The 19,288-nt window shown below is 41.7% G+C and carries 20 protein-coding genes; 6 read left to right on the top strand and 14 right to left on the bottom strand.

What is annotated here, in order from left to right; translation table 11 throughout:
• Positions 1 to 96 precede the first annotated feature (96 nt).
• Genes panB through H7844_13505 form a run of 3 tightly spaced genes read left to right on the top strand, consistent with a single transcriptional unit; the run spans position 97 to position 2,066 of the window.
• Positions 97 to 897, top strand: a complete 801-nt coding sequence (panB, locus tag H7844_13515; protein MEO5358296.1) for a 3-methyl-2-oxobutanoate hydroxymethyltransferase — start codon at positions 97 to 99, stop codon at positions 895 to 897.
• Between the two features lie 14 nt (positions 898 to 911).
• A complete protein-coding gene (thyX, locus tag H7844_13510) occupies positions 912 to 1,667 on the top strand; it encodes an FAD-dependent thymidylate synthase (GenBank protein ID MEO5358295.1) in 756 nt (251 codons plus the stop codon).
• A gap of 18 nt (positions 1,668 to 1,685) precedes the next feature.
• Complete coding sequence (locus tag H7844_13505) at positions 1,686 to 2,066, top strand: response regulator (GenBank protein MEO5358294.1); 381 nt, start codon at positions 1,686 to 1,688, stop codon at positions 2,064 to 2,066.
• Between the two features lie 171 nt (positions 2,067 to 2,237).
• Here the strand turns inward: H7844_13505 and H7844_13500 are convergent, their stop codons facing one another.
• On the bottom strand, positions 2,238 to 3,110 hold the full coding sequence (locus tag H7844_13500) for a cyclic nucleotide-binding domain-containing protein (protein MEO5358293.1): 873 nt from the start codon (positions 3,108 to 3,110) through the stop codon (positions 2,238 to 2,240).
• 250 nt (positions 3,111 to 3,360) lie between these two features.
• On the opposite strand from H7844_13500, the gene H7844_13495 reads away from it, so the two are divergent.
• Both H7844_13495 and mutL read left to right on the top strand, forming a co-directional pair.
• Entirely contained in the window at positions 3,361 to 5,244 is a 1,884-nt protein-coding gene (locus H7844_13495) for an ASKHA domain-containing protein (protein MEO5358292.1), read from the top strand.
• Positions 5,245 to 5,250: 6 nt separating this feature from the next.
• Entirely contained in the window at positions 5,251 to 7,038 is a 1,788-nt protein-coding gene (gene mutL, locus H7844_13490; GenBank protein ID MEO5358291.1) for a DNA mismatch repair endonuclease MutL, read from the top strand.
• 136 nt (positions 7,039 to 7,174) lie between these two features.
• Here the strand turns inward: mutL and H7844_13485 are convergent, their stop codons facing one another.
• The 3 genes from H7844_13485 to istA all read right to left on the bottom strand — a co-directional run bounded on the left by H7844_13485 (position 7,175) and on the right by istA (position 9,268).
• Positions 7,175 to 7,468: a Nif11-like leader peptide family natural product precursor gene (locus tag H7844_13485; protein ID MEO5358290.1), complete on the bottom strand. Its 294-nt coding sequence runs from the start codon at positions 7,466 to 7,468 to the stop codon at positions 7,175 to 7,177.
• 117 nt (positions 7,469 to 7,585) lie between these two features.
• Positions 7,586 to 8,344, bottom strand: a complete 759-nt coding sequence (istB, locus tag H7844_13480) for an IS21-like element helper ATPase IstB (GenBank protein MEO5358289.1) — start codon at positions 8,342 to 8,344, stop codon at positions 7,586 to 7,588.
• A gap of 93 nt (positions 8,345 to 8,437) precedes the next feature.
• Positions 8,438 to 9,268 carry an IS21 family transposase gene (istA, locus tag H7844_13475; protein MEO5358288.1) on the bottom strand — a complete coding sequence of 277 codons (831 nt, stop codon included), beginning with the start codon at positions 9,266 to 9,268 and terminating at the stop codon, positions 8,438 to 8,440.
• 310 nt (positions 9,269 to 9,578) lie between these two features.
• Here istA and H7844_13470 point away from each other — a divergent pair, with 310 nt between their 5' ends.
• The gene (locus H7844_13470) at positions 9,579 to 10,139 is read left to right on the top strand and encodes an IS66 family transposase (GenBank protein ID MEO5358287.1); all 561 of its coding nucleotides are present in this window, start codon (positions 9,579 to 9,581) and stop codon (positions 10,137 to 10,139) included.
• A gap of 138 nt (positions 10,140 to 10,277) precedes the next feature.
• Here H7844_13470 and H7844_13465 read toward each other — a convergent pair whose 3' ends face one another.
• The 10 genes from H7844_13465 to H7844_13420 form a co-directional block, all read right to left on the bottom strand.
• Positions 10,278 to 10,853 carry an SLATT domain-containing protein gene (locus H7844_13465; protein ID MEO5358286.1) on the bottom strand — a complete coding sequence of 192 codons (576 nt, stop codon included), beginning with the start codon at positions 10,851 to 10,853 and terminating at the stop codon, positions 10,278 to 10,280.
• Positions 10,831 to 11,706, bottom strand: coding sequence for a nucleotidyltransferase (locus tag H7844_13460; protein ID MEO5358285.1), 876 nt, complete (start codon positions 11,704 to 11,706; stop codon positions 10,831 to 10,833). The genes H7844_13465 and H7844_13460 overlap by 23 nt, the downstream gene beginning before the upstream one ends.
• Before the next feature lie 170 nt (positions 11,707 to 11,876).
• Positions 11,877 to 12,089: a hypothetical protein gene (locus tag H7844_13455; GenBank protein MEO5358284.1), complete on the bottom strand. Its 213-nt coding sequence runs from the start codon at positions 12,087 to 12,089 to the stop codon at positions 11,877 to 11,879.
• A 219-nt stretch (positions 12,090 to 12,308) separates the two neighbouring features.
• The gene (locus H7844_13450) at positions 12,309 to 13,994 is read right to left on the bottom strand and encodes a carboxylesterase family protein (protein MEO5358283.1); all 1,686 of its coding nucleotides are present in this window, start codon (positions 13,992 to 13,994) and stop codon (positions 12,309 to 12,311) included.
• Positions 13,995 to 14,034: 40 nt separating this feature from the next.
• Positions 14,035 to 14,328, bottom strand: a complete 294-nt coding sequence (locus H7844_13445; protein ID MEO5358282.1) for a Nif11-like leader peptide family natural product precursor — start codon at positions 14,326 to 14,328, stop codon at positions 14,035 to 14,037.
• A gap of 65 nt (positions 14,329 to 14,393) precedes the next feature.
• On the bottom strand, positions 14,394 to 14,582 hold the full coding sequence (locus H7844_13440; protein MEO5358281.1) for a hypothetical protein: 189 nt from the start codon (positions 14,580 to 14,582) through the stop codon (positions 14,394 to 14,396).
• Positions 14,583 to 14,586: 4 nt separating this feature from the next.
• The gene (locus tag H7844_13435; GenBank protein MEO5358280.1) at positions 14,587 to 15,840 is read right to left on the bottom strand and encodes a YcaO-like family protein; all 1,254 of its coding nucleotides are present in this window, start codon (positions 15,838 to 15,840) and stop codon (positions 14,587 to 14,589) included.
• A gap of 5 nt (positions 15,841 to 15,845) precedes the next feature.
• Positions 15,846 to 17,234 (bottom strand): TfuA-related McrA-glycine thioamidation protein, encoded by a 1,389-nt coding sequence (locus tag H7844_13430; GenBank protein MEO5358279.1) that lies wholly within the window; start codon positions 17,232 to 17,234, stop codon positions 15,846 to 15,848.
• Entirely contained in the window at positions 17,234 to 18,490 is a 1,257-nt protein-coding gene (locus H7844_13425) for a YcaO-like family protein (GenBank protein ID MEO5358278.1), read from the bottom strand. The genes H7844_13430 and H7844_13425 overlap by 1 nt, the downstream gene beginning before the upstream one ends.
• A gap of 144 nt (positions 18,491 to 18,634) precedes the next feature.
• Entirely contained in the window at positions 18,635 to 18,898 is a 264-nt protein-coding gene (locus H7844_13420) for a Nif11-like leader peptide family natural product precursor (protein ID MEO5358277.1), read from the bottom strand.
• Between the last annotated feature and the right edge of the window lie 390 nt (positions 18,899 to 19,288).

Genomic DNA, 19,288 nt, shown 5'->3' with positions numbered 1-19,288 from the left:
TTCCTGTCTCCGAGCTGGAATGACAGACAAAAAACCTTCAAAAACAAGTACTTACGATGAGTTCCTTAGGAGGAAACTTATTAACATGGGTATGTTATGGCAAGAATAAGCATAAACGATTTTCTTGACAGGAAGTTAAAGGGACAGAAGCTGGCCCTTATGACCGCCTACGACTATACCTTCGGGCGTATTGTGGATGAAGCCGGCCTTGAGGGTATTTTAGTCGGGGATTCCCTCTCTATGGTAGTGCAGGGTCTTGAAAACACACTGCCTGTTAGTATGGATGAGATGGTCTATCACACAAAGATAGTGTCCCGGGCTGTTGTAAACGCTCTTGTCATAGGAGATATGCCGTATATGTCGTATCAGGTCTCAGTAGAGGAAGCTGTCAGAAATGCCGGCAGATTCATCAAAGAGGGTGGAGCACAGGCTGTTAAAGTAGAGGGGGGGCGTGAGATTCTTTCTCAGATAAGGGCTATGATAGCAGCCGAGATACCGGTGATGGCCCACATCGGGCTGACGCCTCAGGCAATATATAGAATCGGAGGCTTTAAAGTACAGGGTAAAACAGATGAGGCACGGACACGGCTCCTTGAGGATGCCATGATGCTTGAGGATGCCGGTGTCTTTAGCATGGTTATAGAAGCCGTCCCGTCAGGGTTGGCTAAAGAGATAACAGAGAAACTAACTATTCCCTCAATCGGAATTGGAGCAGGAGTTCACTGTGACGGACAAATTTTAGTTCTTCACGATTGTATAGGACTTTTTGAACGATTTATGCCAAAATTTGCCAAACGATACGCAAACCTCAAAGAGGAAGCGCTCAAAGCACTCTGTACGTACAGGGACGAGGTTAAGGGCGGAATTTTTCCATCTGAAAAAGAAAGTTTTAAATAGGGGAAGGGCAGAATATGTCAGAGGCAAAATTAAAAGTGGTGTTACTTAAATACACGGATAACCCTGAGGAAACAGTGGCTATGGCGGCAAAGCTCTGTTACAGTCATTCCGATGTTAAAAACCTGAAAAAAAAGATAACTAAAAAAGACCAGGCGGAGTTCATTCAAAAACTTATAAACATTGGGCACGTTAGTCCTATGGAACACGCCTCCTTTACATTTGCTATAGAGGGGATATCACGTGCGTGTTCGCATCAACTGGTAAGACACCGTCTTGCCTCCTACAGTCAGCAGTCACAGCGGTATGTTTCAATGAAGTCCAGGGGAGACAGCGGTAAGGAAGTAATTTTTGACTACATAGTGCCGCCTTCGATTGCAGGAGACAAGGAGTTACGGAAAATCTATAAGGAGTTTATGCACCATGCCCAGGACATTTATGATTTACTGGTGGAAGGGTTAAATAAAAAAGGGCTAAAAGGAGAGGCAGCTAATCAGGATGCACGCTTTGCGCTTCCTAATGCCTGTGAAACTAAAATAATGGTTACTATGAATGCCCGTGAGCTTATGCACTTTTTCACTCAAAGGTGCTGTAACAGGGCTCAGTGGGAAATCCATGCGCTGGCGGATGAAATGCTAAAGCTGGTGCGGCGGGTATCTCCTTCGATTTTTTCTTTTGCCGGTCCTAACTGTATCACAGGGGATTGCTCAGAGGGCGATTTCTACTGCGGGCAGATTAAGGATGTCAGAAGCAAGTATAAAATAATTCAGTAGCAGCTGAGAGGAAATGTGATGGATGCACTGGAAAAACTAAAAGAATTAACGGTACTTTATGTAGAGGATGAGTTTATAACGAGAGAATCTCTTGGAAGATTCATAAAGAGAAGGGTCAGGGAAATTTATATAGCTGAAAACGGCAAGACAGGACTTGAACTTTTCTTGAAAGAACATCCGGATATTGTCATAACTGATATAGAGATGCCGGTTATGAATGGAATTGAAATGATTAATAAGATACGGGAGAGTTCTTTAGAAGTGCCTATTATAATAACAACTGCATACAATGATGATAAACATAAATCCAAGGCTGCATCTTCTGTTGTCATAAAACCGATTATACAGGAGGAACTAATTGAGGCAATGCTGCTCTGTGTACAGAGTATAGGTCTGTAAACTAAACTGTGTCAGACCTGATTTAGCCGTTAACGTCATGTCCAATAATAACCTCCTTTATGAGAACGCTACTTGGTATTAGACGATTGAATGCAGCTTGGTATAAAAGCCCTGACAAATTTATAGGTTAAATACGGAAAGGGCAACAGAGGGCTTTGCAGGACAGCCTCCCTAAACAATATCATTTAGTGTACAGTCCGGCTCTGTACCATCTTGCATGTCACTGCGCCGGGTGGCAAGTTCATCGGAAGTAGTGCGAAGACGATGGAGCAGTCTCCTTATAATAAACAACAGAATATGGTAAGAGGCTTTGGGATAATCTTTTAAAAATTGCAAAAATTGTTCTCTGTTAAATTTCAAAAGAGTGGTCAATTCCTCACACGTTACATTGGCCATACGCTTTTGCGATTCAAAGATGGAAGAGACTCCAAAGACGTCATTTTTAATTATTCTGTACAGGAAGATTTCTTTTTCCGTGCTGCCGTTGGAGTTTTTAGATACCTTAAGAGAGCCCGAGACAACAGCGTAAAAACAATCGGCATCCTCATTTTGAGCCACTATGCGGTCGTATGGCCTGCAAGTGACTTTTTCACCAATGTATGCAAGAGTATCTAAAATATGTTCAGGAATATCATGAAACATTTTTATACTTCTCAATATTTCGCTAATGTCGTGATATCTGAATTTTATTTCGTGATATTTTTCAAGCTCCCTTAGCATAATATCTTTAGGAATTTTACTTTGTAAGACGAGAATTTCGCCGATAGGGGGTTTTAGTTTTTCTCTTTGCTTAGCTATGACGTCAACCTGTTCATGGGTAAGAAAGCCTTTTTTTTGGGCAATTTCCTCAAAGGACTGATCAGACATCGCCTGATAGTTCAGTATTTCATATACCTCTTTCATACCCAAAAAGGAAAGCTTGTTAGCCATATCAATAAAGGACGGGGTTTTCTGGCTTTGGTACTTAAGCGCATCCAGCATATCTTTCTCTGTTATAAGTTTTTGCCTGATTAAATATGTTCCAAAAAAAGCCTCAGCTTCCAAAATTTCACCATCCCATGTGTTTGTGCCGTTGCAAAAGATTTATCTGATTATAACATAAAAAAGCGATAAGTTGCGATATCTACCGGTAATTTCTCAGAAAGTTTAGGAGTTATTCCAATTCTAATTCAAAAGCAAACGCAGGCGGCAACTTGGAATTACTTAGTATAGCCCTTTTTCATTTTCCTTTAATCCCTGTGTTACAATAGCACCATTATCAATATAACACAGACAGAAACAAAGGGGGTCGTTTATGCAGCTACAGATAACGGGACAGGATGCAATAGAAGTAAACGAACATGAAACCATATATGATGCACTAAAAAGAAATGGGATTTATCTTACAGCACCATGCGGGGGAAAAAGCACCTGCGGTAAGTGTAAAGTTAAAATACTGGAAGGTAAGGCAGAAGTCAAATCATACGGCAGGCTGCAACAGAAGGAACGGCTTGACGGGGTGGTGCTGGCGTGCCAGAGCACCCTTAAAAGTCCCCTGCGCATAGAGATACCTAAACAGTCCAGACTCGTGCTTGGCGGCAAAATTGCCGTATCCGCATTCAAAGACACCGTGGCCTATTTAAAATCCTACGGCGTAGAGGCCGATCCGTTAGTCAAGCGAACATTTTTACAATTACCACCACCCTCCATAACTGATAACATAAGCGATCTTGAGAGACTGAAGCGCTCCCTTAGTGAGCACGGCTTAGGGCACATGAGGTTTGCTTACGAGCTGGTCTCCGGCACAGCGGAAACACTCAGGGAAGCTAATTGGAATGTAACGCTTTCGTGGTTGAGGTCACAGGGAGACTGTGGAGAGGCACTGTCGCTGTTTTTAGCTGATGAGTGCTCAAGGCGTTACAGCTTGGCTATAGACATCGGCACCACCACAGTTGTGGTCTATATGGTTGACTTTATAACCGGTGCGGTTATAGATATAGGCTCTACCTACAATTCACAAACCCGCTACGGTGATGATGTTATAACCAGAATCGTTTTTGCTACCGAGGGCGGCGGTCTGGGGGACTTAAGAAACGCTGTGGTGGAAGACATTAACACGCTTATTGAGTCCCTTACGGATAAGCACAATATAAGCAGTTGTGAGATAGATGCAGCCGTAATATCAGCCAACACCACGATGTCTCAGATATTCTGGGGCCTTAATCCGGCCTCAATACGAGAGGAGCCCTACATTCCCACGGTCAATTATTTTCCTTTGTGGAGGGCTGCGGTGTCGGGATTAAAAATAAATCCGCAATCCCCTGTTTATACATCTCCTTGTGTAGCAAGCTATGTGGGAGGGGATATAGCCTCCGGAATCCTTGCATCCAAAATGCACAGAAACCCTGAGATTTCCCTGTTTATGGACATAGGGACAAACGCCGAGGTTGCCATAGGCAACAACGAATGGATAATGACGGCGGCGTGTTCTGCAGGGCCATGTTTTGAGGGCGGCGGCATTAAACACGGCATGAGGGCGACTGCGGGAGCGATTGAATCCATACAGATAGACCCTGTCACTTTTGAACCTGTAATTGGAGTAATCGGAGGTGGCGCTCCAATGGGTGTATGCGGCTCGGGGATGATTGATGCAATTGTGGAGATGTTTAAAACCGGTCTGATTAACCAAAAGGGGATATTTAATCCAAAAAAGACTGAGCGCATCAGAGAGGGGGAGGAGGGCCTCGAGTACCTGATTCACTCAGACTCCGCCCTAAAGCGGGACATCGTACTGACGAAGGTGGATATAGAGAATCTGATAAGGGCAAAGGCCGCTATTTTTGCCGGAGTATCCTTGCTTGTCAATGAGGTCGGCTTGACCATTGACGTCATAGACAGAGTGTATGTGGCAGGAGGGTTTGGAAATTCACTTAATGTGGCAAAGGCTGTTATGCTTGGCATGTTACCCGACCTTCCTGAAGAGAAATATACATTTTTGGCAAACACTTCCATCATAGGCGCCTACCTTGCGCTTATGAGTGACAAGCTCAGAGAGGAGCTTGAGGAGGTCTGCTCCAAAATGACCTATGTTGAGCTTTCCGTGGTTGGCGGCTACATGGATGAGTACATGTCCGCTATGTTTATTCCTCACACGGATATGTCTAAGTTTCCGACAGTGGCCGCTGCAATGGGGTTTTAACGGGCTATGCCGGTAATTGAGTTACTTGATGAACGCGTGATAGATAGGATTGCCGCCGGTGAAGTGATAGAGAGGCCGTCCTCTGTGGTAAAGGAGCTTCTGGAAAATGCAATAGATGCGGAAGGCACGGAAATCAGGGTGGATATTTTAAACGGGGGAAAGCGTCTCATTCGGGTCTCGGACGACGGGGTGGGGATGGACAGATTCGATGCGGTTACAGCTCTAAAGCGCCATGCCACAAGTAAGATTCGCACAGAGGGGGATTTATTAAACCTCAAAAGTCTGGGCTTCAGAGGTGAGGCGCTCTCATCAATCGCCTCGGTCTCCAGAATGAACATAACAACTGCATTGCGCGGCGCCGAGGTCGGCACGCATGTTGAGATATACGGAGGCGATGTTAAATCCGTAAAAGAGAAGGCCTCTATCGGCACAACCATAGAGGTCAGGGAGCTGTTTTACAACACACCGGCAAGAAAGAAATTTTTAAAGAGCACTCAATCGGAACTCTACCACATAATGGATGTAGTGACGCAGGCGGCGTTGTCGTATCCAGAGCGTAAGTTTATCCTCTATGTGGATGAAAAGAACGTTATGGAGGTCTCGGGGGCTTGCGGTGTCAGGGAACGGCTCATGCAGCTCTATGGTATGGAGTTTTTAGACGGGCTAATTGAGTTTACCCGAAGCTCATACGATGCTGATGTCTCAGGTTTTGTGTCAAAAGAGGGCAATTATGCACGCTCCCGCTCCCATCAGTACATATTTGTAAATGGCCGCCCGATACGGGACACCTACATCCGCCACGCCGTGTATCAACCCTATAAGCAGATACTGCCTGAGGGGATGCACCCGCATTGTTTCCTCTATCTGGGGGTTAAACCGGAGCGGGTGGATTACAACGTTCACCCTCAGAAATTTGAAGTGCGGTTTTCAGATCGTGAGACTATATACAAGGCTGTTCTGGGTGCCGTCTATAAAGCCGTGATTGGCAGAGACATGGAACCTGAGGGCGGCAGTGCGTATGGGAATTTCCCTCAAAGGAGGGATTCAATGAATCCCTCCTGCACGTCCTCCTATAAGGGCCCGGCAGGCGGCTTTAATGAGAACGGTTATGACGGAGGCGGCAAATTCAGGGCAGAATTGCCGGATGACAGGGAAAATGCCGGTGGGCAGGCACCGGTTAGTCTTGCAACTGATACGGTGGCCGTGGAGCTTTCAATACCGTTTGAGGCGGGACGCAAGTTTCTTTACCTTGGGGACGTCTATGTAGCGTATGCTGAGGGGGGAGGGCTCTGTGTGGCTGACCATCACGCCTGTCACGAGCGTGTGCTTTATGAGAAATTAAGGGATGGCGCCGGGCTTATCTCTCAGGGGATTTTGTTTCCTGTGCAGGTGAAATTACCGGCCCGTGAGTATGTGTTATTAAACAGCAGCTTAGCGGCACTCAGAGAGATGGCGATAGATATAGAGGAGTTCGGCTCAGATACGTTTATAATCAGGGCACTGCCGGAGGGGCTTAAGGAAGCCGACATTGCGGCGATACTTACAGATATAGCGTCCAACATGGTGGATGTCTCCTCAGTGGGCTCACCGGTTACAGAGATTAAAGAAAAAATCGCAAAGCGGATAGCCTGCCATAGCTCAGTACGGGGAAAAGCTGTATTAAGCGACTCTGACTTGTTGCATCTGTTAAGGGATTTGGATAAGTGCAGTGACCCACATCACTGTCCTCATGGCCGCCCCACCAGAGTCTATCTTACACAGGATAAGCTGAAAAAACTCTTTAAACGCACGTAAACCAAGTAGCAGTCAAAAGAGTAACGAAGCGGCAAGGAGAAAGCGACACCTGTCAGATTAGATATCGTTTACTACAGTTAATCGAATGAATGCACCTTGGTATTAATCATGAGTGTTCAAATAGTCAATCTACACACTATTTCCCACCTTGATTATGGTGTAACGTAGCTCCATATGGTTGATAACCATCTGCATTGGAATCAAAAGGGGTAGGGGAATAACAACCACCGGCTACATTTTCAAGGTCTTTCTCACTTAATTCGCTGCATTTATGAACAACTTGTTTAAGCTCTTCCACTTTGAAATTAAATCCGGCTTCTTTAATTATTTTGTTACGCACACTTTCATCTTTGACAGCTTCCACCTTGTTACGGAATTCCAAATCACTATTGAGTTTTTTTATAAATTCTTCAGCGCTTTCAACTGACATTTAACCCTCCTTTTTTTGAGTTTTTGTGTCGAGGGCCCTGTTTATTCCCCACCCTGGGGCCAAATTAATTCCCCACTTTTTAGTTAATAAATTATATAATTCAATCTACAATTAAGTCTACTTATGAGTATCCCGCACCTCCTTTTTTTCAGATATAATCCCCTTGTTCCGATAGGACTCGCCGGTGATAATAATCTGGTGAGCATTATGAGCAATTCGATCCATTACCGCATTTGCGATTATCGGATCAGGAAATAGCCCCTGCCAGTCCTCTATTGCTCGACTGGATGTAAATATCGTTGACCTCTTCAAATATCGGCTATTCATTATCTCGTAGAAGTCATCCGAATTCGTTTCCGACAGAGGCTTCAGACCAAAGTCATCCACTATCAGTAACTGCACAGACATGTAGGTCTTTATTCTATTGGCCCAACTATTGTTAGCTTTTGCCCCGTAAAGGAAGCGAAACATATTCGGCGCCTTTGTAAACAATACACTGTACCCTAACCTACAGGCTATGTGTCCAAGGGTGTGAGCTATATGCGTTTTACCTACACCTACCGGCCCTAAAAGAAATACATTTTCCTTTCTCTCCATATACACGCAGTTTGACAGCTCTCTTATTCTCTTTGCTGGTATTTCAGGGTTGAAGGAAAAATCAAATCCCTCCAATGTCTTTTCCTCTTCAAAAGATGCTTCTCTCAGTCTTTTTAAAAGGCTTCGGTTTTGCCTTTTTTCATGTTCATCCTCAAGAAGACTTAATAAAAAATCCATATAGCCACTGTTGTTACTCTGCGCCTGTTTATGCCTAATCTCCAATGTCTGTAGCATACCAGTTAACATTAAAGCCCTTAGCTTACCCTCTATTTGCCCCATCAGGTTCATGCTACCTCCATATTATGCTTAAAATACTCACTGCGTACAAACTTATTATTACCGCCCGTCATTTGAGCTCTCACCGCCTCGTGTTCAAGCGGATAGAAACTGACCCCTCACCACCGGTATCTTTCGCTCTACTTTGCCTTTATGATCTCCCCTTGCTATTTTGGCAGGGTCTATTATAAATCCATAATGTCTGGCACAGTCGGCATAAGCCCTATTCATTACCGGATCATACGTGTTTGGTTTGATTACGCCTGATTTCAGATTGTCTAATATTATCCGCTCCGGCACTTCACCAAAGAACTTAAACGCATTAATATGACACTTTACCCACGTGCTCTGACTTTGCTCAAACACAAACTCCACATAATGCAAACGACTATACGACAACGTCATTACAAAGGCGTGCGCACGTCTCATCTGACACCTCTGAGGGTCATACATCTGACCGGCACTCCCAAAATCCACTTGCCCCTCTGAGGCTGCCTTCACCTCTAAAGGCAAGCAACTCCTCCCCTCCTTGGCATACCTTATACGTATGTAGCACTTAAAACTGCTGTAGCTTAACAAATACCCATGATCGCTTTTTAATATCCGGTAGGCTTGTTTGGCCGTCATGTATTTCTTACTCAATAGTTTATCTATCTGCACCTGATATAACGCTGTCTTTTTATATGTCTCTGAGTACCCTGCAGGACTCTTCAGGGCTGCCTGTATCTTGCCTACCAATTCCATTAACACATCACTTTTTAGCTCTGTTTCACGTGTAAATCCATGGGCATGGGCTAATTCAAGGTACTTGCGGATCGTCTTACGATCTAACCCAAGAGAATTTCTTATCTGACTTATATTCCTTCCTTTGTACCACTGGTATAACACTTCTTCCAATTCTCCCATCTTTAACTCCCTTCTTGCCATATGACCTCCTTTTACTATAGAAAATCATATAGCTTAATATTAAAAGTGGGGAATTTACTTGGCCCCAACTGAGGATTTATGATGGCCCTAAATTGGGTTTTATGCTGGCCCTCGACATGATTTGGGGTTAAAATCATTTGGATTTTGGAAAGGGAAACTGAGCTGGTCTTCATCAAAGCCTGTATTTCATCAAGTACGAATAGTGCCGGAGCAAAATAATGAAATTGTATGCCTGTCTCTGAATCTACATGTATGTTCAAAGTATTGAATAGAGGTACAAGATCAGCATATTAAAATACTTGAGGAGCGGTTGCGTCTGCTTACAGCTAAACTGTATGGTCGTAATAAGTATGCCTATAAGAGCTGTGAGGGAGTAGAGAGTGATGGTGGAGCGGCAAAAACAGCGGAGCTGCCACCTCAGATAATCCCGCAGGGGATAGCAACACCGGGGCTGTTATCGTACATAATAACATCAAAATTTACAGATGCATTGCCGTTTTACCGTCAGGAGAAGATATTCAGGAGATTAGGGGTGGAACTAAGCCGTGCCACTATGGCCAACTGGTGTACCCATGTAGCACAAAACTGTAATCCCTTGATGAAATTGCTTTATGAATTGATAAAGTCCGGCCCTGTTATCAACACAGACGAGACAACGGTGCAGGTAATGAAAGAGCCTGGACGGTCTGATAAAACAAAGTCCTACATGTGGGCATTTCGAGGGGGTGAGCCTGAAAAACCTGTGTTGATCTATAATATCACAGAACCAGAGCGGGAGATGTGCCTCGAAATTTTCTATCAGGATATAAGGGCTATGTACAAGCTGGCGGCTTTGCCGGATATGATTGCCTTGAATCAGTGGACGGGATAATACTTATAGGCTGCTGGGCTCATGCACGGAGAAAACTTGTGGAGGTAATAGAAGCACAGCCCAAAGATAAGAGGATACCCGGAAATGCGGGTGGGGTTAACTTGACGCTTACGTGGGGTTAACTTGACGCTTACTTTGTTATGAATACTTTTTTAACTGCTTTGGTAAAAACGCATCAATTTCATCGTCACTAAATGTCATCTCTTCATGCTTTTTCAATGATTTATATGCTTTTGAGTATGCTTCATCGTCAGTTATAGGAGCTCCTTTATATATACCACTAAGTGTTTTTTGCAAATAATCTCTCTCTTTTCTTATTGAATTAACATCTAAATCTCCACATCTTATATCTGCGAGCAGAGAAAAGTATGATTCTCTTATATTCCACAGAGAATTTGCGGTAGCGCTATGTTTTTGTGCAATTTTACCCAAATCATATTTTTTAGTATACATATTAGTAGCTAAAAGCACAGTAGAGTAAATAGCCCCGATAATTATACCTACTTGGGAATCTTTACTAAATAATGTTACAATTAAACTTCCAGCAGATAGAATAATTTGTAACTGTTTTATTCTGGAGTCCTTCATTAAACAGATATCTGCACATTTTTCATGGGTTTTATGTGTATATACAACCCTCCCAAAACACTCTCTAATTTGTGATTCAAGTACTTCTACACTCGCTACATCTTTAACTTGGGAATTCACTTCCATAAATCTCTCCCCATTTCTGCTTAGATAACCTTATATAACCTTCTGATTCATACTCAATTGCTTCTAAAGATAGATTATAACACTTTTCTGCTTTATTTTCGAATAACCCAATTCTTTTTACAGGTTGATTGCTGCCAAGAGCTTTCCAGAATTGTTGATCCCTATCCTGGTTTGATAAGAAATTGAAAAAATCACAACTCAACTTATCGTAATAAGGAAAAGATTTTTCTCTATGTTCCCAATTTTTAATAAAATTACATGCTAAAGTATCTATCAATAAGCCACCTATTGATACAGTCCATTTATCTTTCCATGCACGCATCATTCGACATAATCGTTTTAAGTTCAAATGATACATTTTATCAATTTTATCAATTTCGTTGATTTCTGGTTTAGGATTGGTAATTTTCCATTTGCCTCCATTATTTGAATCAGGATATGTATAACTACCAACGTCATTAATAAAAGCAGGAACAACTTCAAACTGTATCCCATTAGTGAAACTTATTACTACTACTTGACCATCTCCTCCAATATCTGTATTAGGATATGTTTTTAAAATTGAATTTTTTACTTCTTGTAGTAAAGCTGATTGACCATTATTGCTATAATTATTGAAACGTTTATAAATTTTAGATGGAAGTTGAAAAATCATATCTAAGTCACTAAATCCGTGGATAGCCGTGTCCCTACCAAAAGAACCGACATATAGACTATGTGAGGTTTCTGAGACATTGTTCCAAAAATCCTTATTTAGACGTTTAGTAATTTTTTTATATATCTCTGAGATTACCCCTTTATTTTTTATTTTTAAATTACTACAGAATTTCATAAAATCCATTGCAACACTCATAAAAGACTTTCCTCCTTCTTGTAAGCAAATCTCTCTATTAACTATAACAAATTTTTATATAATTTTATGTGCCAATATTTTCTCTGACCAATTGATACCTCACTCCTGTCTTTTCAAGGTTACTTCCTGTTACTCAGAAATCTTTAACCTCTACCTCTTCAACTTGTCCACTACCATATGGGGTCAGTATACGGTTTTCGCTGCTCTTTAAACTCTTCTATTATTGTCTGTGCTAATCGCTTAGGCTCATTAAGCTCTTTCTCGTTTGTCGCCTGACCTATATGTCTGTAGATTTTCTGCGAGACTTTTTTGCCACTACGATGGGTTTCCACTATCTGAACTGCTGTCTTACCGTTTGCTTTATCTTTCTTCCGTATAAACATAACACTATTATATTATATAATTATCTATATCAAGCTATTTTTTTCTGGGGCACTACATTCCGCCCTATCTCTACCCCTTATTTTTTACCGTTTTTTACTCTCTTCTTACAAAAAGATGCGATTGCCACAGCCCTTCGGTGTTTGCAATCCGGAAGAGTTACAATAATGCGCAAAATGATTCCCTTGTCGCCTCGTTACTCTTTTGACTGCTACTTGGTACTAATTTGAAGTTCCTCCCAGATTATAACCAATGGTATCCCAGAAATCGGTACAAACAGAGTAGGAAACATTCTGTGTGGGGCCGGAGCTTGTGGTGTTAAACAGGAAAACACTTGAGGAGTTGGAAAAAGCAGGCCAGGTTTGAAGCGATGAGCTGCTAGTCGGATTGGTTGTTGCAAAATTAGCCCAATAAGCCCCCATCATATCGGCAATGCTCTGCTCGGTTGTAGTAAAAGTATGTCCAGTGTTAGTTGCTGAATTGAACACAAACGGTAATTCTGCACCATGGCATGATTTGCTGGCACAATCAGATACCGATGATTCAAGGTTAAACGAGGGAATCACCTCAAAACCATAAGCGAATAAGTTGTTGTTATTATTTGCGACTGCCTGCTTTGCAGCATAGTGGTTTCCACAGAGAAATATATAATCGTTTATCAGATCACTTAACTGTGTTGTGATACTGCCGGAGCTGCATCCATACCTTGACTGTTTTAATATATTCGCAGCGTTTGATATAGAAAACATGTCTTCAACAAACACTTTATACTCCAAACAAGTCATATTGTCCTGGCCAAGCTTATTTTTCAAGAGGTTCATCATCATCACTGAAAACAAAATACCCTCATCCTTGTTGACTCCCATGATTACCGTCTTAGTAAGATTTCCCTGCTCAATTGCGACAATAGGTTCCTGTTCAATCACAGTTCCATCGATAACGGGCGCCCACGGAAGAATATCAATCAGACCATTGCTGATTATCGGTTTTACCAACGTAGCCGTAGATAGAGAGGCAGTCAGAACTTGTGAAGTTGTAGCCGATCTCATACAAGAAATAGTCGAATCCTCGGTGGTGTTGTCACAGCCAAGCTGTTTGGCCAGATTTTTACCAAAGGCCTTGGCTTGTGTCGGAGATTTATACGGTATGCCAAAAGGATTACTCTCCATGATGCCAGCCCTGAAAAGGGACGAGCTGTCGGGCGCCGCCGTCAGGTGGATTCCTACTGACATGGCACCTGCGCTTTCACCGAAAATAGTTACCTGATTTGGATCACCCCCAAATTGTGCAATGTTGTCTTGTACCCATTTAAGTGCAGCCTGCTGATCTAAAATCCCAAAGTTACCATTGAGCGTAGATCCATAATTGAGGAATCCAAAAGCCCCGACACGATAGTTTATAGTTACTATTACTATGTTTTGTTTTGAAGCCAAATACGCTCCGTTGTAAACCGGCAGCGATGAAGCTCCGGATATGAAAGCACCGCCATATATGAATACCATTACAGGCAGTGACAAGCTTGAACCCGGCCCCACCGGCGTCCATACGTTTAGTGAAAGACAATCCTCACTTGTTGTTAGTTTAGTTGTAGGTTGAGGACAGGACGCTCCGAAGGCTGTCGCCTCGTAAACACCACTCCACGCCTGTTTTTCCACCGGAGCAACCCATCTGTTAGTGCCGGTGGTTGATTCGGCGTATGGTATTCCCAGATAAGCATAAGCAGTGGTGCTGTTAGCGTTAGATGTTCCACATACCGAGCCTTTTGTGGTTATGATGTTGCTTGTTGTGCAACTAGCTGCGTTTACCTGATTTATTGTAATACATAAAAAAGAAGCTATGATTACAATTAGAAATCCTGACAAGTGCATGTCATTTAAAGAATTAAATTGCTTTTTTATCAAGTTCATACCTCCTTAATCATGAGTGTTCAAATAGTCAATCTACACACTATTTCCCACCTTGATTATGGTGTAACGTAGCTCCATATGGTTGATAACCATCTGAATTGGAATCAAAAGGGGTAGGGGAATAACAACCACCGGCTACATTTTCAAGGTCTTTCTCACTTAATTCGCTGCATCTATGAATAACTTGTTTAAGCTCTTCCACTTTGAAATTAAATCCGGCTTCTTTAATTATTTTGTTACGCACATTTTCATCTTTAACAGCTTCCACCTTGTTACGGAATTCCAAATCACTATTGAGTTTTTTCATGAATTCTTCAGCGCTTTCAAGTGACATTTAACCCTCCTTTTGTTAAAGTTATTTTATTTTGCATAGTCATAACCGGACATAAATAATCACTGCTATAGACATCCTACGATAAAGACATAATTGTTTTTATGTTTTGTCGCTCCAGTGCTTAGCGGCACTTTATGTATTTTTATATTATGCCAGAGATTATCAATGTAATCTTTACTGAAAAAAGAGGCAACAATAAGCTCAGTCTCTGTGTTCAGCCTTAATACGGTTATTTCATTTGACTTAAAAGTCATGTCGTTATCTCAGCTCGGCAGTCTTAAGGGATTGTGTAAAACTTACAGCTCTTCTTCCAGGACGGTAATATTTATATATATAACCCTCAAGTCCCGGCACCACTACTCTGACAATATTCACTTCATACCCCTCCGGAGTAATATCAAACACTATGACCTGCTCAAGCCCTATACTTTTTAACCTGTTAAGGCAAATTATGATATCCTCCTCAAAGGTGTTTGTAGCTTCCGACTTAATCTCCGACAGGTCAGTAGTCGGAGGGACAGAGTCAAGCTGTTGTTTTTGTTGTTCGTTGTCAGCCAGTTTCAAACCTGTCAGATTGTTTCTGAAAACATCGTCTCTTGAGCCGGATATATAAACAAGCCTGCCTTGAACAGCCTCCGTTATTGCCCTTATCAGGGCTATCTCAGGGTCTAAATGTGCTCCATAGCCTTTGAATAATCCCACATTTCTGTTATGGTCATAAACATATGCCATGTAAACCGGAATAGAAGTATCTACGGAACAGTCATAAATAACAACATAGACCCGCGCCTCTTTTATTCTCTCAAGAAGGTTTACAACTAAAGGAAATCTTATCGTATCTACATCCACTTTGGCGGGAGTATATTTGATATGGGCTCTGGCAACACTGTGGTTTGTTACTGCATCACGTTCTATTGTCTCCAAAAGACCCATATAAACCGCCTCTAAAAAGGTATTGCCGGAGGCAAGCCCGTTTGAACCAAACACAAAGGTATAAAGGTCACCTTTTCTGGAATGAGGTCCACGCATACTTACCGTTACGTAAGGTACCGCCACCTCTCGTTTATTAATAATGTCATAGCCGATTGTCCAGCTTTCCAACCTGTGTTGACTAAACATCGCACTATCTATGAAAGGGAGATTCTCTATCGGTATAACATCATACAAAGTGCTTATCTCTTTGTATGACAGATTTATCTCACGCAGGTTTGCCTGCTCTGCCGTATAGCGTTCGATGCACTCCATTGCCGCCGAAACCTCAGCCGCCTCCAAAGTAAACCCCTTGCCTGCATCCACCGACAAATAATAGCTATTTGGCCGTATCGCAAGCACCGTGTGAATTCCAATACGGTCAAGCCCTGTAATATTTGCAAGGCGTGTCAGGCCGATCTTTCTAAAATAAGGTTTTATAGTATTATAGGTTTCATTTGGACTTACCGACCTTTGAGTGCTATACCAGTAGTTTTTCCGCTCTCTGTGATGCTTTCCGTAATAATCTATAAATGCAGTCATGTTGTTCATTCCATGTTGTTCAAAAAAGAACCGATAAGTCCGTCAATGTGGTTCCTCTGAAGTTTAGCTCTCAGTAATTCCAGATGCAAATGGCCTAAGTCGGCAAAACCAGCTTCCTCGACCCATTCCATTGCGCTTATCTCGCTCCTCCAACCGGTTTTTTTCATATGGTCAACAATAAGTTCCTTTATGTTCTGTCCCTTATGTTCTGTTTCTTTGAAATCGGGATAATGGTTTTGTATGATTTGTTCCTGATTAGCGGCACCTTTGAGCCATTGCCTGTATGTGTTTTGCAGACGAAGTTCGTCTAGGACTACTTTTACATTTTTTACCAGATACTGTCTTGTCATAAACCATTTGTGCATTCTTCTACATCTGGCATGGTCATTCATAAGGGTGTTAAACTCCTCCGGCGTTAAGTGGTTATCTGTTATCCATTTGGCTAGTTCATCATCGTTTTTAACACCTATTTTCTGAATGAAACGTTCTTTTTCCTTTTCAATATCCTCAACCGGTACTGTTATTTCAAAATAATCCGCCATAAAAACAACAAGTGCTCTGTTTATTGCGTTGAAGTTGAAATCGTTAAACTCCGGCATATGTAAGGCCACATAGGAGGCAAAGTTATCCTGGTGGATGTCTATTCCATCGTATTGGACGGTTCTGTCTCTGTTATATAGCGCCTTAAACAGATGTGAATTTACCATTGTAAAGTGTTTGTCACTTATAGTGGTGGTCTTTCCCTCCGGTATATCTCTTATAGTTTTTAGAAGTTTGACCGCATCCTTTTTCTTTAAATCAATATAGTCGGTCTTAACAAATAACCTCAATCTATCGATTGTTTTTTTAGAAATTCCATTTTCAAGGGCAATGGTAAAAATGTTTTGAAAAACACGTTCTGGATAATATAGTTTTTTTGCAATATATATTAGTTTTGAATGTGAATCATTATCTATAATACCCTGAGTCATTGCATAGTGAAACGTTCTTCTTATGTTAACCATAGGCTCGGAAAGGCAGCGGTATCCGTCCGTTTTCGATGAATGAATTACGGCTACCTCATCGTCGTCGTTTATCTGCCCGCTTGCGTACATTTCATAGATTTCACCGACTCCAATCATGCCGAACTCACTGGTTTCCGCGGCTCGCAACGCCCCCATGCTGCTTGCACCATATACCATTATGCCCTGTTGAAGCGCATACAGTATTTCCTTATGCCATACAGATAAAGTCTGTCCAAATAAACCGTCAATAATGCCGATTACATCAGGCTTGTAAGTTGTTACGGCACTAAGAAGTGTAGCCTGTTCAACAGGAGGCAGGTATATTGTATCCAAAATACTCATTGCCTCCTCAATCGGCATTGTAGGTCCCAGGAAAATAACGGATTTCATTATACTCCCTCCTTACAGGCAAAATTCATCGCCCTGTAACCAGGTGTATAGTGTCTGAACATATATCCCTCCGCACCGGGCACAACGACTCTAACAACGGATATTTCCATGTCCGGCCTGGTTATGTCAAATACGATAATCCGGTTAAGCCCAGCAAGCTTCAGGTTTTTTATACATAATTGTATGTCGCCTTCAATCGTATCGGTTGATTCATTGCTTTTATCTAAAGTGCTCATTGTTTGGCAGGGATTTTTGAAAAAACGAATATTTGCGCTATTGTCATAAGTTTTTATTGCTGAAAAAATATGTCTAAATATTTCATCCCTTGAGCCGGCAATTACAAGTAGTCGTGATTGGGCCGCCTCTGTAAGAGACCTAAGCAGGGCGATTTCAGGGTCCAGGTGAGCACCGGCACCTTTGTACACTCCCATATGCCTGAATTTCAAATCATATATATAAGTTACAAATACCGGAACATCTGTATCCACGGTATAATCGAATATAACAGGCCTGATATGCGCAGATTCAAAGCGCCCGATTAATTTTCTAACGCTGTCAAAACCTATACTTTTGGGGTCAATTATTTTTAAGGGGTAGTTGCTTTTAGTGTTTGCCGCCGATATACATGCAATAGCGTCTCGCTCTATTATCTCAAATAATGCGCTGCAGAGCGCCTCTAAAAAATGATTCCCGGAGGCAAGGCCGTTTGAACCCATTTGAAAGGATATTGTCAGGCCGCTAAGTCCATATGCATAGTCCAGTGAAACCTGAAGCAACGGTACCGCCACCTCACACTCATTGACAATATCCCAGCCCAGTATCCATTTCTCGGGTTTATTTATATTAAATATTGAATTTTTTGTGAGGGCAAGTCCATTAATCTCTATAGCATTATACCTGTCTTTCAACTTTTTATATGAAGATGTAATTATCGGAATATTTATGTTTTCAGCATGAAAAATTTCAATACTCTCCATCGCCGCCGACGCCATAGCTGCCTCTGTCGTAATACCTTTGCCCGCTGATGTTGTTATTGTCTTGGCATTTGGTCTAAAGGAAGCAATCACCGGTATGCCTATTCTGTCCAAACCGGTAATATCGGAAAGACGTGTGAGTCCTATAGCCTTAAAGTATGGATTTATACGTTTAAGTGTTTCCTCGGGGGAAAATGACCGATAGAAACCATTCTTATGTTCTTTCGGCAGGCTGTATAAAACACCACGATAGTTTATTGAACTACTATTTAACGAGGACACGTATTTCCTTTTTAACAACCTCACCAAATATATAATAATTATGACAGCAAACTATGTCTGATTAAAACACTAAACATCTGATTACATATGAACTACTTATTAGATAACACAATATTGTTTTGATCTCTGTAACAATCGCAAACACTATGCGCCTGCGATTGCGGCAGCCGTTTCAGCCGACATACCTCCGGCTATTTTTTCAAGGTCATTTTCGCTTAATTCACCGCTAAAAGAACTATGGTAAGTATCAGGCACAACTTGCTTAAGCTCTGCCATTGTAAAATCAAAACCGGCATCTTTAACCATTTTTGCACGTGCACTTTTATCTTTAACAGCTTCTACCTTATTACGAAATACCATATCACTACTGAGTTTTTCAATAAATTCCTTTGCACTTTCTACCGACACTCAACCCTCCTTTTTTTAGTTTCACTAAGCTCAAATACCGGCACAGCCGACTTCACACCAGGAAACTATTATATGATAAGCGTATGCAAAGGTCAAGTATTTTTTTCAGATATGATGGTCCTCATATTTTTTAAAAAACATTATAATCCAAAACGTTTATAAGCGCCTCGTTCTCATTTTCATCAGTGCCAAATTGCCTAAGAGTTTTTATTCGAAAATCAGTATTATCGGGGTCGCTCAAAAATTTTTTATATACTCATTTTTTCTGTCTATTATTTTTAAAAGATATATTTCTTTATTTTCAATTAAGCCGGAGTCGTTGAAATTATAGGTCCCACACAGTCCCTTATAATTTATTATTTTCCTTATCTCTTGTGCCGCCTTCAGAGG

The sequence above is a fragment of the Nitrospirae bacterium YQR-1 genome (assembly GCA_039908095.1).
Lineage (GTDB): Bacteria > Nitrospirota > Thermodesulfovibrionia > Thermodesulfovibrionales > Magnetobacteriaceae > Magnetomonas.
The sequence above is the reverse complement of the archived record's forward strand: the minus strand, read 5'-3'. Positions and strand labels throughout refer to the sequence as shown.

What these genes read in the sequence shown, in the direction of transcription:
- H7844_13450 (MEO5358283.1), bottom strand. Translation starts at nt 13,994, where the DNA reads ATGAACTTGATAAAAAAGCAATTTAATTCTTTAAATGACATGCACTTG.
- H7844_13430 (MEO5358279.1), bottom strand. Translation starts at nt 17,234, where the DNA reads ATGAAATCCGTTATTTTCCTGGGACCTACAATGCCGATTGAGGAGGCA.
- H7844_13435 (MEO5358280.1), bottom strand. Translation starts at nt 15,840, where the DNA reads ATGACTGCATTTATAGATTATTACGGAAAGCATCACAGAGAGCGGAAA.
- H7844_13485 (MEO5358290.1), bottom strand. Translation starts at nt 7,468, where the DNA reads ATGTCAGTTGAAAGCGCTGAAGAATTTATAAAAAAACTCAATAGTGAT.
- H7844_13445 (MEO5358282.1), bottom strand. Translation starts at nt 14,328, where the DNA reads ATGTCACTTGAAAGCGCTGAAGAATTCATGAAAAAACTCAATAGTGAT.
- H7844_13465 (MEO5358286.1), bottom strand. Translation starts at nt 10,853, where the DNA reads ATGGAAGTGAATTCCCAAGTTAAAGATGTAGCGAGTGTAGAAGTACTT.
- H7844_13495 (MEO5358292.1), top strand. Translation starts at nt 3,361, where the DNA reads ATGCAGCTACAGATAACGGGACAGGATGCAATAGAAGTAAACGAACAT.
- thyX (MEO5358295.1), top strand. Translation starts at nt 912, where the DNA reads ATGTCAGAGGCAAAATTAAAAGTGGTGTTACTTAAATACACGGATAAC.
- istB (MEO5358289.1), bottom strand. Translation starts at nt 8,344, where the DNA reads ATGGGGCAAATAGAGGGTAAGCTAAGGGCTTTAATGTTAACTGGTATG.
- H7844_13505 (MEO5358294.1), top strand. Translation starts at nt 1,686, where the DNA reads ATGGATGCACTGGAAAAACTAAAAGAATTAACGGTACTTTATGTAGAG.
- panB (MEO5358296.1), top strand. Translation starts at nt 97, where the DNA reads ATGGCAAGAATAAGCATAAACGATTTTCTTGACAGGAAGTTAAAGGGA.
- H7844_13455 (MEO5358284.1), bottom strand. Translation starts at nt 12,089, where the DNA reads ATGTTTATACGGAAGAAAGATAAAGCAAACGGTAAGACAGCAGTTCAG.
- istA (MEO5358288.1), bottom strand. Translation starts at nt 9,268, where the DNA reads ATGGCAAGAAGGGAGTTAAAGATGGGAGAATTGGAAGAAGTGTTATAC.
- H7844_13440 (MEO5358281.1), bottom strand. Translation starts at nt 14,582, where the DNA reads ATGACTTTTAAGTCAAATGAAATAACCGTATTAAGGCTGAACACAGAG.
- mutL (MEO5358291.1), top strand. Translation starts at nt 5,251, where the DNA reads ATGCCGGTAATTGAGTTACTTGATGAACGCGTGATAGATAGGATTGCC.
- H7844_13460 (MEO5358285.1), bottom strand. Translation starts at nt 11,706, where the DNA reads ATGAGTGTTGCAATGGATTTTATGAAATTCTGTAGTAATTTAAAAATA.